The 15380-nt window shown below is 47.4% G+C and carries 14 protein-coding genes; all 14 read left to right on the forward strand.

Annotated elements, in window-relative coordinates; genetic code table 11:
- Position 1 precedes the first annotated feature (1 nt).
- The 14 genes from Q0394_RS09425 (at position 2) to ftsH (ending at position 15377) form a co-directional block, all read left to right on the forward strand.
- On the forward strand, positions 2-985 hold the full coding sequence (locus Q0394_RS09425) for a glycosyltransferase family 2 protein (RefSeq protein WP_298947149.1): 984 nt from the start codon (positions 2-4) through the stop codon (positions 983-985).
- The gene (locus Q0394_RS09430; protein WP_298947151.1) at positions 982-2109 is read left to right on the forward strand and encodes a glycosyltransferase; all 1128 of its coding nucleotides are present in this window, start codon (positions 982-984) and stop codon (positions 2107-2109) included. Before Q0394_RS09425 ends, Q0394_RS09430 begins: the two co-directional genes overlap by 4 nt.
- On the forward strand, positions 2099-4459 hold the full coding sequence (locus Q0394_RS09435) for an STT3 domain-containing protein (RefSeq protein WP_298947153.1): 2361 nt from the start codon (positions 2099-2101) through the stop codon (positions 4457-4459). Before Q0394_RS09430 ends, Q0394_RS09435 begins: the two co-directional genes overlap by 11 nt.
- Positions 4460-4518: 59 nt before the next feature.
- On the forward strand, positions 4519-5646 hold the full coding sequence (gene pglA / locus Q0394_RS09440) for a N,N'-diacetylbacillosaminyl-diphospho-undecaprenol alpha-1,3-N-acetylgalactosaminyltransferase (RefSeq protein WP_298947155.1): 1128 nt from the start codon (positions 4519-4521) through the stop codon (positions 5644-5646).
- A complete protein-coding gene (pglC, locus tag Q0394_RS09445) occupies positions 5639-6244 on the forward strand; it encodes an undecaprenyl phosphate N,N'-diacetylbacillosamine 1-phosphate transferase (protein WP_298947161.1) in 606 nt (201 codons plus the stop codon). The genes pglA and pglC overlap by 8 nt, the downstream gene beginning before the upstream one ends.
- Positions 6231-6836 (forward strand): UDP-N-acetylbacillosamine N-acetyltransferase, encoded by a 606-nt coding sequence (gene pglD, locus Q0394_RS09450; protein ID WP_298947167.1) that lies wholly within the window; start codon positions 6231-6233, stop codon positions 6834-6836. The genes pglC and pglD overlap by 14 nt, the downstream gene beginning before the upstream one ends.
- Before the next feature lie 234 nt (positions 6837-7070).
- Entirely contained in the window at positions 7071-8159 is a 1089-nt protein-coding gene (gene pglE, locus Q0394_RS09455; protein ID WP_298947172.1) for a UDP-N-acetylbacillosamine transaminase, read from the forward strand.
- Entirely contained in the window at positions 8160-9938 is a 1779-nt protein-coding gene (gene pglF, locus Q0394_RS09460) for a UDP-N-acetylglucosamine 4,6-dehydratase (configuration-retaining) (protein ID WP_298947174.1), read from the forward strand.
- A 2-nt stretch (positions 9939-9940) separates the two neighbouring features.
- The gene (locus tag Q0394_RS09465; RefSeq protein ID WP_298947177.1) at positions 9941-10837 is read left to right on the forward strand and encodes a PDC sensor domain-containing protein; all 897 of its coding nucleotides are present in this window, start codon (positions 9941-9943) and stop codon (positions 10835-10837) included.
- A complete protein-coding gene (hisH, locus tag Q0394_RS09470; protein ID WP_298947179.1) occupies positions 10834-11445 on the forward strand; it encodes an imidazole glycerol phosphate synthase subunit HisH in 612 nt (203 codons plus the stop codon). The genes Q0394_RS09465 and hisH overlap by 4 nt, the downstream gene beginning before the upstream one ends.
- Positions 11445-12155 carry a 1-(5-phosphoribosyl)-5-[(5-phosphoribosylamino)methylideneamino]imidazole-4-carboxamide isomerase gene (gene hisA / locus Q0394_RS09475; protein ID WP_298947273.1) on the forward strand — a complete coding sequence of 237 codons (711 nt, stop codon included), beginning with the start codon at positions 11445-11447 and terminating at the stop codon, positions 12153-12155. The genes hisH and hisA overlap by 1 nt, the downstream gene beginning before the upstream one ends.
- Positions 12156-12221: 66 nt before the next feature.
- Positions 12222-12587 carry a chemotaxis response regulator CheY gene (locus Q0394_RS09480; protein WP_039888294.1) on the forward strand — a complete coding sequence of 122 codons (366 nt, stop codon included), beginning with the start codon at positions 12222-12224 and terminating at the stop codon, positions 12585-12587.
- A gap of 12 nt (positions 12588-12599) precedes the next feature.
- The gene (locus Q0394_RS09485; RefSeq protein ID WP_298947181.1) at positions 12600-13430 is read left to right on the forward strand and encodes a 50S ribosomal protein L11 methyltransferase; all 831 of its coding nucleotides are present in this window, start codon (positions 12600-12602) and stop codon (positions 13428-13430) included.
- Between the two features lie 18 nt (positions 13431-13448).
- On the forward strand, positions 13449-15377 hold the full coding sequence (gene ftsH / locus Q0394_RS09490) for an ATP-dependent zinc metalloprotease FtsH (RefSeq protein ID WP_298947183.1): 1929 nt from the start codon (positions 13449-13451) through the stop codon (positions 15375-15377).
- Positions 15378-15380: the final 3 nt, after the last annotated feature.

Below are 15380 nucleotides of genomic sequence, written 5' to 3' on the forward strand. Positions count from 1 at the left end.
AATGCTAAAAGTAAGCATAATAATCCCAACCTACAACCGCAAAGAGCTTTTTGAAGCCGCCCTAAAAAGCGCGCTGGCTCAAGACTACGAAAACAAAGAAATCATAATCAGCGACGATAACTCAAACGACGGCACGCGCGAGCTTGCGCAAAGCTACGTCGCTAAATATGGCAACGTAAAATACGTCTTAAACCAAACCTATGACCGCGGCCCAAACGGCAATAAAAACAACGGTTTTGACCACGCTAGCGGCGATGCTTTCGTGATACTAGACGACGATGACTTGCTGATAGAAGGCGCCATAAGCAAGATGGCGGCCGTGCTAGAGCAGGGGTATGCTAGCGTATGGGCGAACTGTTATTTTGAGATTGACGGCGAGCCGACGACGAAATTTTCGGGATTTGGACTAAATAAAAGCGGGGAAATTTCGCCGCAGGACTACTACGACGGCAAGATAACGGGCGAGTTTTTGATAATGTTTCGCCGCGATGCGATCGGGCAGAGGCGCTTTGAAAAGGGGCTTTACGGTAGCGAAAATACGCTTTGGATCTACCTTTTTGATCTTCCTGCTTACTATCTACACGATGCAGTGCGTATTTACCGCTTTCACCGCAGCGACAGCGTCACGATAAACTCGTTTAAGCGCCCGCTTTGCATAATGAAAGGCTACGCGATGACTGCGGAGCTCATTTTGCAAAAGATTGCTGAGAAAAACGCTCAAGCTAGAGCAAACGGGGCAAATTCGGCCGAGCCGAAATTTCGCGTAAACGATGCTCATATCGCGATCCTCTATAAAATGGCGGCGTACTATGCTAAATTTGGCGGCGAATACAAAAAAATGTACGAATATCTTTTTAAAAGCCTCAAATTTAAATTTACCAAAGAAGCGCTGGCGATGCTGACTTTAAGCCCGTTTCCAAAGTCTATGATTTTGTTTTTAACTAAAATTCGCGTTTGGATATACAAAAAAACGCGCGGCGAATGAAAAAATTAGCCGTTTTTCTCTACTCGATGGGGCCGGGCGGCGCGGAGCGCGTGGTTTCAAATTTGCTCCCGGCTCTGTGCGAAAAATACGAAGTTCATCTCGTTTTGATGAGCGAGGTTGTAGCCTACGAGATACCAAGCGCGGTTAAAATTCACTTCCTCGAGCGCTCGGATCCATATGAGAGCGGCGTAAAAAAGCTTTTTCGTTTGGGGCTTTTGTTTCCGTTTCTAGCCTTAAACTATAAAAAACTTTGCGACGACTTGGCTATTGACCTGCATTTTGTCTTAATGAACCGTCCTTGCTACATCGCGCTTTTAGCAAGGATCGCCGGAGTAAAAGGACGTATGGTTATAAGCGAGCGCAGCTGTCCGTCGGTTATCTATAAAAGCGGCCTTAGCGGGCTGGCTAATAGAATTTTAGTCAAGGCTCTTTACTCTAGAGCCGATCTTATCCTTGCTAACGCGCAGGGAAATGCCGATGATCTCGTGCGAAATTTCGGCTGCGACAGGGAAAAGACGAAAGTGCTATATAATGCGGTTGATTTAGCGGCGATAAAAACTCTCGCCGATGAGCCGTTAGAGGGCAAATTTAAGCCGTTTTTTCTAAATATCGGGCGGCTTGATAGCGGTAAAAATCAAGCGATGTTAATAAAAATAATCGCAAATTTAAATGACGAGCGCGCGACGCTTGGGATTTTAGGCAAAGGGCCTTTGCAAGGCGAGCTTCAAAATTTGATCGATGAGCTTGGCGTGAGCGAGCGAGTAAAGCTGCTAGGCACGGATAAAAATCCGTTTAAATTTATCAAAAGCGTGCAGTGTTTTGTCTGCGCTTCGCGCTTTGAGGGCTTTTCAAACGTGCTTTTGGAGGCGCTTGCTTGCGAGAGATTTATCATCTCCACCGATCATAAAAGCGGCGCTAGAGAGCTTCTTGGCGACGATGAGTACGGCATTTTAACTCCTGTTGACGACGAAAAAGCTATGGAGTCGGCGATGAGGAGAGCGCTTGAGGATGAAAATCTGAGGCAAGATTACGAAAAAAGAGCGTACGACCGCGTAGTAAAATTTGATAAAAACGCCGTCGCGGCGCAACTCATAGGATACTTAGAGGGTGAAAATGGCGAGTAAAATTTTAGAATTCCCCGGCAAATTTAAATTTTCAAAGCAAACTTGTTTTTTGATGCTTGCGGCGTTTGTTTTTAGCGTGGTTTGCAGGATGTACTGGGTGTACTGGGCGGGCGAATATCAGCACTTTTTCTGGAACGATCAGCTCATGATCAGCACAAACGACGGCTACGCCTTTGCCGAGGGCGCGCGCGACATGATAGCGGGCTTTCATCAGCCAAACGACCTTAGCTATTACGGCCGCTCGATGCCCACGCTTACGTATTTTTTGTATCAAATTTTGCCTTTTAGCTTCGAGAGTATCTTGCTTTATATGAGCGTGTTTTTTAGCTCGCTTATCGTTATTCCCGTGATTTTGATAGGCAAAGAGTATGAGATGCCCGGCATGGGCTTTGCGGCGGCGCTGCTAGCTAGCATTGCAAATAGCTACTACAACCGCACGATGGCGGGCTACTACGACACCGATATGCTCACGATCGTGCTGCCCGCATTTAGCGTCTGGGCGATGATACGCCTCGCGCAGAAAAAAAACGCAAATGATCTCATTTTTATCCCGATTTTTATCCTGATAAACGACTGGTGGTATCCGAGCTCTTACTCTCTAAATTTTGCCATGCTGGGCGCATTTTTGCTCTATACTTTGGTTTTTGATAGGAAAAACGCGCTAAATTACGAGGCTGTCATTTTGATGATAGTTGCACTTACGTATATCGATTTTTACGCTAAAAGCGCGCTTGCGGTCGCGCTTTATCTAGCGATGAGATTTCGTCCGCAGATCTGGGATAAACGCGCTATCGCGGCTTGTCTTGCTTTAGCCGTCGCGCTTCTGGGTTTTAGCGGCGGACTAAATCAAATTTTATTTCAGCTTAAATTTTACGTATTTCGCGGGGGTTCCGAGAGTAGTGAGCCGGTTTTTCATTTTTATAACGTAAATAAAACGATAATGGAAATGAGCGATTATTCGTTTGAGTTTGAGTCGATAAATGCCTTTGCTAAGCGTATCAGCGGTCATATCGTTACATTTGTTTTGTCGCTTGTAGGCATCGCCGCGCTTTGTCTTAAATTTCGCTCCTTTTTGCTTGCGCTCCCGATGCTGCTACTTGGGTTTTTGGCGCTAAAAGGCGGGCTTAGATTTACGATCTACTCCGTGCCCGTGATGGCGATAGGATTTGGATATTTTGCGGCACTTTGCGTGAGTTTTTTTGGAAAAGATAAAATTTTAGACAAATTTTGCACCGTTTGTTTAGCGGCGTTTTTTGCGTTTTTCTTTTTGTATTTTGATAAATATTACAGCCTTTTGCACGGCAAATCTCCAGTTTTCGCGCCAAATTTTGACGGCGAGGCGGGCTTTGGCGTATATCTAGCCACGTTTGCGGCGGCGGCACTTATTTGCGGGGCGGCTTATTTTATGGTCTCAGGCCTAAGCTCGCTCAAAAAACACGCCCTTTTAGAAAAAATTTGCGTCTTTTGTATCGCCGCGCTATCCTTGATGCCTTGCTTAGAGCACATTTACGGCTACAAAGTCGGCACCGTTTTTGCCAAAAGCGAGGTCGAGAGCCTGGATAAGCTACACAAGATCGCGGGGCGCGAGGACTACGTGCTGGCGTGGTGGGACTATGGCTACCCGATCCGCTACTACGCGGACGTCAAAACCCTCATCGACGGTGGCAAGCACCTAGGTAGGGATAACTTCGCCGTGAGCTTTGCTCTTGCTAGCAACCAGCGCATGTCGGCAAATATGGCGCGTCTCGAGGTCGAATACACCGAGCGAAATTTTAGCGAGAGATTCGGGTTAAATTTAAACCAGATGATAAAGGACTACAACGCCACGAGCGTAAATTCGTTTTTGTATTCGCTAAATAGCAAGGATTTCCAGCCGCCACAAAAAACACGCGAGATTTATTATTATCTGCCTGACTCCATGATCGATATCTTTAGCGCCGTTTTGCGCTTTTCAAACCTCGATCTAAACAGCGGCGAGGAGTATGGAGCGATATTTTATCCGGGCAAGCCTTACTCGGTGGACGGCGATACGATAAATATCGGCGGAGGGTTTAGCGTATCGGGCGACGCGTCCAAGGTCTATATCGGCGAGCGCGAAATACCCGTAAATACTTACTTTGAAACAAGCTACGACGAAAAGGATAAGCTGGTCGTCAAAAAACACGAGATGGACTCGGACGGTAAAATTTACCTAATTTTTATGAAGGATTACAGGCGGTTTTTGGTGCTTGACGAAGCGGTGCTAAACTCGGCCTACATACAGCTTTTCGTACTCGAAAACTACGATAAAGAGCTGTTTGAGCCGGTCGTTTTAAACGGCGCGGTTAAAATTTATAGGTTGCTAAGATGAGGGCGGTAAATTTGATCAAGGCACAGGTGTCCGCTAAATTTGCGATAGAGGTTTTTTAAATGGCTAAATTTGGATTTTTGAGTCACGCCGATATGAGCATTTACTTTTTCCGCGCGCCGATCATGCGCGAGCTAAAGCGGCTCGGGCATGAGGTGTTTGCTATCGCGCCAAAGGGCGACTACACGGATAGGCTAAAAAGCGAGTTTAACTGCGTGACGTACGAGCTTGACCGCGCGAGCTTAAATCCTCTAACCGTGCTTGAAAACTCAAAAAAGCTCGCCGAGATTTTACGCGGGTTAAATTTGGATCTGCTGCAAACCTCGGCGCACAAGTCAAACGTATTTGGCACCTTTGCGGCTAAAAAAGTGGGCATAAAGCGCGTGATAAATTTGGTCGAGGGGCTTGGCAGCTTTTATATCGATAACGACTTAAAAACCCGTCTAGTACGCGCCGCGATCGAGACGCTTTATAAAAAAGCGCTAAATATGAGCGACGGCTGCGTGTTCGTAAACGAGGCCGATCCGGCGTATTTTTTGAGCCGCGGTTTGATAGCCGAGGAGAAAATTTTTAAGATAAAAAGTGTGGGCGTGGATACACTCAAATTTGACGAAAACAGCGTGTCGGCCGCAAATTTGGGCGAGGATCTGCGCGGCAAAAAGATAGTGCTGATGATAGCGCGCGCGATGTGGCACAAGGGCGTGCGAGAGTTTTACGAGGCGGCAGAGCTTTTGCGCGGGCGCGAGGACTGCGCGTTCGTCTTTGCGGGCGAAGGGTTTGAAGGAAACAAAAGTACTGCCGACGCGAAGTTTCTAACTGGCGGCGCCGTGCGGTATCTGGGCGCTAGAGACGACGTGCCAGAGCTTTTAAAGACTAGCTATCTGCTTGCGCTTCCAAGCTACAAAGAGGGCTTTCCGCGCACGGTTTTAGAGGCGATGAGTATGGGTAGGCCAGTCGTAGCTAGCGATGTGGCAGGATGTAACGAGGCCGTGACGAATGGCTTTAACGGCCTGCTTTGCGAGGTAAAAAGCTCCGCCGACCTAGCCGCAAAGATAGAAATTTTACTAAACGACGAAAATTTGGCCTCGCAAATGGGCCGAAACGGACGGGAGCTCGCCCTGCGCGAGTTTGACGAGCGAGCGGTCGCGCGAAAATATATAGAAATTTATAGGAAATTTATCGATGTATAGAGTGTTTTTTAAGAGATTACTGGATATTTGCGGTGCGATTTTTTTAATCGTACTGACGCTGCCGATTATGGCGGTTGTTGCAGTTTTGATATATTTTAAGGTTAGCAAGGACGTCATTTTTACGCAGGCGCGCCCGGGTTTGCACGCTAAAATTTTTAAAATTTACAAATTTAAAACGATGAGCGACGAGCGCGGTGCGGACGGCGAACTGCTGCCCGACGAGCTGCGCCTAAGCGGCGTCGGCAAGACCATCCGAAGCCTGAGCCTTGATGAGTTGCCGCAGCTTTTTAACGTGCTAAAAGGCGATATGAGCTTCATCGGGCCGCGTCCGCTTTTGGTTGAGTACCTGCCTCTTTACGACGCCGAGCAGGCAACCCGCCATGACGTGAGACCGGGTATCACGGGACTAGCGCAGGTAAACGGCCGCAACGCGATCAGCTGGGCGGAGAAGTTTAAATTTGACGCGAGATACGTCCGCGAGCTTAGCTTTACGCTGGACGTGAAAATCGCGATTTTAACGGTGCAAAAGGTGTTAAAACGAAGCGGTGTAAGTAAAGAAGGCATGGCCACGACGGAGAAATTTAATGGCCGCAACTAAAATTTACGTTTACGGCTTTAGCGGACACGGAGCCGTCGTCGCGGACGTAGCAAGAGCCTGCGGATACGGCGAGGTCGTGTTTTTAGACGATGCCAAATTTGACGGCAAAAACGTGCTCAAATTTGACCCGAGCTTAGAAAAAGCGGACGTGATCGTAGCTATCGGAGATAATAAAATCAGGCGCATCCTGCAAGAAAGAGTAAAAAACGCGGGCTTTGTCATAGTAAATTTGATCCATCCAAGCGCGGTAGTAAGCGCTAGCGCGCAAATAGGCGAGGGCGCGGTCGTGATGCCAAATGCCGTCATAAACGCGCGCGCTGTAATAGGCGAGGGTGCGATAATAAACACTGGCGCGATCATCGAGCATGACTGCGAGATCGGCGATTTTGCGCACATTAGCCCAAACGCGGCGTTAGCGGGCGGCGTGATCGTTGGTGCAAATACCCACGTAGGCATAGGATCTTGCGCAGTGCAGTGCATAAAAATCGGTGCAAACTGTATCATCGGAGCGGGCAGCGTCGTAGTACGAGATATCGCAGACGGTAGCGTCGCCTACGGTAATCCCGCTAAAGTTAGGCGAAATTTGAGCTAAATTTGAGAGCCAAAATATCGCTCGTCAAATTTACGTCCGTAGCGACAAAAGTCGGCACAGGCAAAATATATAAATATCATTTGCTGCGTCAAATTTGCAGTTCCAAAATACATTTTGACGCAAAATTTAACAAAATCCCCATTTTCTACGGCCTAAAAGCAAATTTAAACGAGTTTTTATAAAAATATTTAGATTTTAAGTGCTACAATGCGTAAATTTCTTTAAGGAATAATAATGCAAAGAATTTTCCTAAGTCCGCCGCACATGAGCGGCAAAGAGCAAGAGTACATAAACGAGGTCTTTAAGAGCAACTACATCGCGCCGCTTGGCGAATACGTGAATAAATTTGAAGCAAGCGTCTCAAGCTACGCGGGAGCGCCCGATGCTTTGGCGCTAAATTCCGGCACGTCGGCGATCCACTTGGCGCTAAGGGTGCTAGGCATCGGCGCGGGAGATGTGGTGTTAGCCTCTACGTTTACCTTTATGGCGTCTGTTAGCCCGATACTTTATCAAGGCGCTACGCCTATTTTTGTCGATAGCGACGAAAGCTGGAATCTAAGCCCCGAGCTGCTAAAAAAGGCGATCGCAAATTCGCCTAAAAAGCCAAAAGCGCTCGTCGTCACGCACCTCTACGGTCAGGCGGCAAAGATGAAAGAGATCTGCGAGATCTGCGAGCGGGAAAATATCGCCGTTGTCGAGGACGCGGCCGAGGCGCTGGGCGGATTTTTGAACGGCAAAGCGCTGGGCACGTTCGGACGGCTGGGCGCATATAGCTTTAACGGCAACAAAATCATCACCACAAGCGGCGGCGGCATGCTAGTGGGTGAAAGAGAGCTCGTGGAAAAGGCAAGATTTTACAGCACCCAAGCTAGAGAGCCGTTTTTGCACTACGAGCACAAAGACTACGGCTACAACTACCGCCTGAGCAACGTGCTAGGCGCGATCGGAACGGCGCAGATGGAGGTGCTCGAGCAGCGCGTGATAAAAAAACGCGAAATTTTTGAAAAATATCAAAAAGAGCTTCCTGAGCTTGAGTTTATGCCTGAAACCCTAAATTCTCGCGGCAACCGCTGGCTAACGACCGCGCTGTTTAAAGAAAAAGGTGCGCACTTGCGCGTGATAGACGCACTCGCTAAAGAAAATATAGAAAGCCGTCCGCTTTGGAAGCCGATGCACATGCAGCCGGTGTTTGAGGGGGCGTTAGCGTTCACGGACGGCACTAGCGAGGAGATGTTTGCGCACGGTATCTGCCTGCCTAGCGGTACGGCGATGGGGGACGAGGAGTTTGCGCGAGTGGTAAAAATCGTAAAGGAAAATTTATAAATGTTTAAAGCGACGAAGCTAAAGCGGCTTGCGTTTTTTCTAACCTTTGACATCGTGATATTTGTCGCGTCGTTTTATCTGGCGTATCTGCTTAGATTTAGCGGCGTTCTGCCTGATTATTTTAGAGGCGGACTGGTCGCGGGCTGCGCTACGATGGTGGTTTTAAAGCTATTTTTCATGTGGCTTTTTAAAATTTACAAGGTGCCGTGGAGATTTTTCGGACTAAACGAAGCGAGGAAAATTTTCCTCGTTCATCTTTGCGCGATCGTCTGCTTTTGGATCGTTTATTTTGCGATGCCTGCAGTTTTTAACCCGTTTCCTCGAAGCGTGGTTTTTATAGACTTTATTATCTCGTGCCTGCTAATCGGAAATTTAAGGATCGCCAAGCGTATGTTTTTGGACTTTTCTAAAAAGCCGCATACGGGCGAGCCATGCGTCGTTATCGGCGCTACCTCAAAGGCGCTGCATGTTTTAAAGGGGCTTAGGCAGGGCTACATCGATCTATATGCCGTGGGCGTGGTAGACGGCAGGAGCGATCTAGTCGGCACTTACTGCGACGGGTTTTTAGTGCAGCCAAAGAGCGAAATCGCAAATTTGATCAAAGAGTACAACGTAAAAACCGCTATCATCGCGCTAGCGCTCGGTCAAGACGAGCTGGCCGAGCTTTTTGACGAGCTTACGGCTTACGGTATCCGCGATATCAAGATCTTCTCGATGTTTGGCACAGGCAAGGACGCGATCAAGGATATCTCGATCGAGGATCTGCTAGCTAGAAAGCCAAAAGACCTAGATAGTAGCGCGGTGGAGAAATTTTTAGGCGGCAAGGTCGTTTTGGTCACGGGCGCGGGCGGTAGTATCGGTAGTGAAATTTGCAAGCAGTGCCTAAAATTTGGCGTTAGCAAGCTAATCATGATCGATCACAGCGAGTTTAATCTCTACAAAATCGGCGAGATAACTCACAGCGACAAAACCGTGAGCAAGATGATAAATATCGTAAACGAAGCTGACTTGCGCGCGGTTTTTGAGGAGTTTAAACCGCAGATCGCGATCCACGCCGCAGCCTATAAGCACGTGCCGCTTTGCGAAGCAAACCCTAAAGCCGCGGTCGTAAATAACATAATCGGCACCAAAATTTTGATCGATCTATCTATCGAATACGGCGTTAGCAAGGTCGTGATGATATCATCCGATAAGGCTGTACGCCCGACGAACATCATGGGCGCGACTAAACGCGTGTGCGAGCTTTACGCGCTAAACTCGAATTTACCTGCTAAAACTGAGATCGTCGCGGTGCGCTTTGGCAACGTGCTAGGCTCAAGCGGTAGCGTAATACCGAAATTTAAAGAACAAATCGAAAACAATAAACCGCTAACCGTCACGCACCCTGATATCACGAGGTACTTTATGCTGGTTTCCGAGGCTTGTCAGCTCGTGCTTCAGGCTGCTTCGATCGCAAAAGGCGGCGAGCTTTTCGTGCTTGATATGGGCGAGCCAATAAAGATCGCCGATCTAGCTAAAAAGATGCTGATTTTATCAAACAAAGAGCACCTAGGCGTCGAATTCGTCGGTCTCCGCCCGGGAGAGAAGCTTTACGAGGAACTTTTAATAAACAAAGACGACGTAAAAACCGAGTTTCAGTCTATTTTCGTGACGCACTCGGGCGAATACGACCTAGCTAAACTAAACGAGCAAATTAAAAATTTAACGCACGCGGACGATGTCGCGGCTGCGCTCAAAGAGATCGTGCCGGAGTTTAATCACGCGCTAAATAAGGAATAAATTTGACGCTGCAAGATATACAGAGATTTTCAGAGTTAAGATATAAGGCTAGAGCCTATATATGCTATCTTTTTAGTAAAAATTTGCCAAACAGGCTGCCGGGAGTAAACGCCGAGTCGATAAAAAGCGGCTTTGATAAAATGGCTCACGAGATAGAGGGTTTTGACGCGTTTTACGTACTTGACGCAAACGGCGTGCAAATAGGCGACACCGTGAGCTTAAATGAAAAATACAAAGCCGGCGGCGGCGAAAACTGTAGCAATAAGTCTTATTATTACACCGCGGTGCGCGAAAAGCGCTGCGTGCTAAGCGACCCGTATCCATCCTCGCTAACGGGCGAGCTGTGCGTGACGGCGTCCACTCCGATATATGATGATAAGGGAGAGCTAAAATTCGTCGCGTGTATCGACGTTTCGCTAGAAAATATCCTAACCATCGTCTCTCATGGCAAGCTAGAGAGCTACTTTGGCAAATTTCTTAAGGTCGTTTACGCCGCGTTTTCGGTCGCGCTTTTTACCATAGCCTTGTTTTTGTTTGCTGACGCGCTTAAAGGGCTTTTGGCTAACGATCTTTTAAATATCGAAGTCGAAAAGATGTTTGAGCACACGATTGTGCTGACGCTGGCGCTTGCGATATTTGACCTGGTTAAAGCGATATTTGAAGAAGAGGTGCTAGGCAAAAGCAAGCGCGGCGAGGATATGGAAAACAAGACGATGATCAGATTTATCGGATCGATCATCATCGCGCTTGCGATCGAGGCCCTGATGCTCGTGTTTAAATTTGCCATCACGGCGCCGGACCACATCATAAACGCGATCTATCTCATCGGCGGCGTCGCGATATTGATGATCGCGCTTAGCATCTATCTTTTTGCTACCAAGCAAAGGAGCTCGCAATGATTGGCATCATCGACTACGGCGCGGGAAATTTAAGGAGCGTTTTAAACGCGTTTGAGAGTTTAAAGTTAAAGGCGAAACTCGTCGGTCGCGGCGAGGAGCTGGGTAAATTTGACAAGATTATTTTACCTGGAGTCGGGGCTTTTGGCGAAGCTATGCAAAAGCTAAAAGATAGAAATTTTATCCCCGCGATAAAAGAGGCCGTAGCCGGCGGAAAGCCGTTTTTAGGCATTTGTCTGGGTATGCAGCTGCTTTTTGAGCAAAGCGAGGAATTTGGCGTAAACGAGGGGCTAGGACTCATAAATGGGCGAGTGGTTAAATTTGACCCGTCCAAATTTGACGCTCCGCTAAAGGTGCCGCACACCGGGTGGAATACGATAAATTTTACCAAGCAAACGCCGATAAATAAGGATCTAGCCGCTAGCGAGTATTTATACTTCGTGCACTCTTATCATGTAGTTTGCGATGATGATGCGGCGCTTGGCTTTAGCGAATACGGCTATAAATTTGTAAGCGCGGTGTGCAAAGATAATATTTTCGGCTTTCAGCCGCACCCTGAAAAGAGCTATGAGACGGGACTAAAAATTTTACGAAATTTCGGAGAGATGTGATGGAAATTTTCCCTGCGATAGATCTGAAAGAGGGCAAGGCGGTTCGGCTTTTTAAAGGCGAAATGAGTAGCGCAAAAGTCTACTCGGACGCGCCGTGGGAGCTAGCTAAAAAATTTGAAGATATGGGCGCAAAGTGGCTTCACGTCGTCGATCTTGACGGAGCGTTTGCCGGCGAAGCGGTAAATCTAAAAACCGTAGAAAAAATCGCAAAAGCAGCAAATTTACAAATCCAAATCGGCGGCGGGATACGCGATGAAGCGCGAATAAAAAGCTACCTTGATAGCGGCATAACGCGCGTTATCTTGGGCTCGGTAGCGCTAAAGGATCCGAATTTTACTAAAGAAATGGCTCAAAAATATAGCGTCGCCGTCGGCATAGACGCCAAAGACAGCTTCGTCGCCGTGCAGGGCTGGGCGGAGGTATCGCAGATGAGGGCGACCGAGCTAGCGACTAAATTTGCCGGAGCCGGAGTCGAAGCGATAATCTGCACCGATATCTCAAAAGACGGCACCCTTAGCGGCGTGAACGTGGAATTTACATCGCAAATCGCAAAAGCTAGCGGCATAAATACGATCGCAAGCGGCGGCGTAAAAGATATAGAGGATATTCGGGCGCTAATGCGCGCGGGAGACGTTTACGGCGCTATCGTAGGCAAGGCGTACTACGAAGGAGCGCTTGATCTAAAAGAGGCCTTTAAGCTGGGCCGATAAAATTTTAAAGTAAATTTAAATATAAAATTTGCTAGAATTGGACATTTTTTAAAAAAGGATACGATTGTGAAAATACTAGTAGTTGACGACAGCTCCACTATGAGAAGAATCATAAAAAACACCCTGCAAAGGCTCGGACATCAGGAAATTTTAGAGGCTGAGCACGGAGTCGAAGCGTGGCAAATTTTAGGCCAACATAGCGATATAAACGTGCTTATCACCGACTGGAATATGCCTGAGATGAACGGCCTTGAGCTAGTAAAAAAAGTCCGCGCCGAGCAAAAATACGTCGATATGCCTATCATCATGGTAACGACTGAGGGCGGTAAGGCCGAGGTTATAACCGCGCTAAAAGCAGGTGTCAATAACTACATCGTAAAGCCGTTTACGCCGCAAGTTTTGAAAGAAAAACTTGAAGACGTCTTAGGCTAAAAGAGCATAAATTTGAAAGATAAATTTTACGAGCTTGAAGTTCTTTGCTCGCAGGAGCTTCGCGAGCTTTTCGAAGATCTCGTTTTTTCTTTGGGCGTTACTTGTACACAGGAGACTGCCGGCGGGTTTATCGTGCGGGACGAAGACGAGCTAGACGAAGTGGAATTTGGCCTACGAGAATACGCAAAATCTCTGCAAAATACGCTTGGCCGCGAGATCGAGTTTAAGATAATAAAAAGTCAAAAAGAAAATAAAGACTGGCTAAACGAATACAAAAAAAACGTAAGACCGATAGAGATCGGTAAATTTTACATCCACCCAAGCTGGGAAGAGTCTAAAGACGTGTTTGAAAACATCATCATCGATCCCGCGCTTGCCTTTGGCTCGGGTCACCACGAGAGTACGAGCGCTTGCATAGAGTATCTGCAAAAATACGCATCAAGCTGTATGAGTGCGCTTGACGTGGGTTGCGGAAGTGGGATACTAAGCATCGCCCTAGCAAAACTAGGCTGCGTCACGGATGCCTGCGATACTGATGAGCAAGCAGTGCAAAGCTCGCAGAAAAACGCCGAGCTAAACGGGGTTAAATTTAATCAAATTTGGACCGGTTCGGTGGCGAATTTGGATAAAAAATACGATATCGTCGTCGCAAACATAATCGCCGACGTGATACTAATGCTAAAAAATGATTTGATAAATTTGCTAAAAGAGGGCTCATATCTGGTTTTAGCAGGTGTTTTGGATAAATACGAAACGCGAATTTTAGAAGCTTTTTCGTCGCTCAAACTAGTAGAAAGTCAAACCAAAAACGAGTGGAAAAGCTTCGTATTTCAAAAAGCGTAAAATAATTTAAGGAACGTAATGGATAACAGAAAAAATGATGATAAAAATTTAAATAACGGTGGAAATAATTTTTTTAATAAAAATCCGATTTTGATTTTCGCCATTTTTGCTATCGTGATAGTGATAGCATTTCGTGGGCTTGGAGGCGGCGAGATGGACGGCACGCTACTAGGGCAGAGCGCGGCCGGCTCGAAAAGCACCTCGTATTCCGAGATAAAAGAGATGATAAAAAACAAGCAAGTAGCGCAGGTTGGCATCTCCGAAACCTCGATAAAAGCCGTTGATAACGGCGGCAGAACGTACTTTGCCAAAAGAGTAAATGACCCGACGCTAGTGCCGATTTTGGAGGAGCAAAAGATCCCTTATGGAGCGTATAGCGAGACGAACTGGTTTACCGAAATGCTCTTTTCGTGGATACTTCCTATTTTTATTTTCTTTGGAATTTGGATGTTTTTGGCTAGCCGTATGCAACGAAATATGGGCGGCGGTATCCTTGGGATGGGGAGCTCTAAAAAGCTAGTAAACTCGGAAAAACCGAAGGTTAAATTTGCCGACGTGGCGGGCGTGCAGGAAGCAAAAGAAGAAGTTAAAGAGATCGTGGATTTCCTAAAGCATCCGGATAGATATATAAATTTGGGCGCCAAAATCCCAAAAGGCGTGCTTTTGGTAGGACCTCCGGGCACTGGTAAAACCTTACTCGCAAAGGCCGTCGCTGGCGAAGCGGATGTACCGTTTTTCTCGGTTTCTGGATCAAGCTTTATCGAGATGTTTGTCGGCGTGGGTGCTAGCCGCGTGAGAGATCTTTTTGAAAATGCGAAAAAAGAAGCTCCGGCGATCGTTTTTATAGATGAGATTGACGCTATCGGCAAGAGCCGCGCAGCTAGCGGAATGATCGGCGGAAACGACGAGCGCGAGCAAACGCTAAACCAGCTTTTAGCCGAGATGGACGGCTTTAGCTCGGATGCGTCGCCCGTTATCGTACTTGCCGCAACCAACCGTCCGGAGGTGCTTGACGCCGCGCTTTTAAGGCCGGGTAGATTTGACAGGCAGGTGCTTGTCGATAAGCCTGATTTTAAAGGCAGGATCGAAATTTTACGCGTGCATATAAAAGATATTAAGCTTGACCATAGCGTTAGTATCGAGGATATCGCGCGTATGACAGCAGGTCTTGCGGGAGCGGATCTTGCAAACATCATAAACGAAGCCGCCCTGCTAGCAGGCAGAAAAGAAAAAGGCAAAGTCGAGCAGGCTGACTTGCTAGAGGCCGTCGAGCGAGCGATCGCTGGTCTTGAGAAAAAATCTCGCCGTATAAATCCGAAAGAAAAGCGCATCGTGGCCTATCACGAGAGCGGACACGCGCTCATAGCAGAGACTACCAAAGGCGCAAACAGAGTCACCAAGGTATCGATCATACCGCGCGGACTTGCGGCGCTTGGTTACACGCTTCATACGCCTGAAGAGAATAAATTTATGATGCAGCGTCACGAGTTAATGGCTGAAGTGGACGTGCTTCTAGCTGGACGTGCAGCTGAAGAGGTCTTTATAAAAGAGATTTCAACCGGTGCTGGTAACGACCTAGAGCGCGCGACCGATATACTTCGCTCGATGATCTCGATATATGGCATGAGCGATATCGCTGGACTTATGGTGCTTGAAAAACGCCGCAGTACTTTCCTGGCTGGCGGTCAGGCCGATAGGGACTATAGCGATAAAACGGCGGAAAAAGTGGATGAATTTATCAAAACCACGCTTGATGAGCGCTATAAACACGTGCTTGAGACGCTGAGAACTTACGGTGACGCGATAGAAAAGATGGTTGAAGCGCTTTACGAAGAGGAAACTATCGAGGGCGCGAAGGTTAGAGAGATCATCGCAAACTACGAAAAAGAGCGCGGCATGCCTAGCAGGCTCGTAAATTTAGAAGAAAACAAAGAGGAACAAGCGTAAAGA

This window comes from uncultured Campylobacter sp. (assembly GCF_938039205.1).
GTDB lineage: Bacteria > Campylobacterota > Campylobacteria > Campylobacterales > Campylobacteraceae > Campylobacter_A.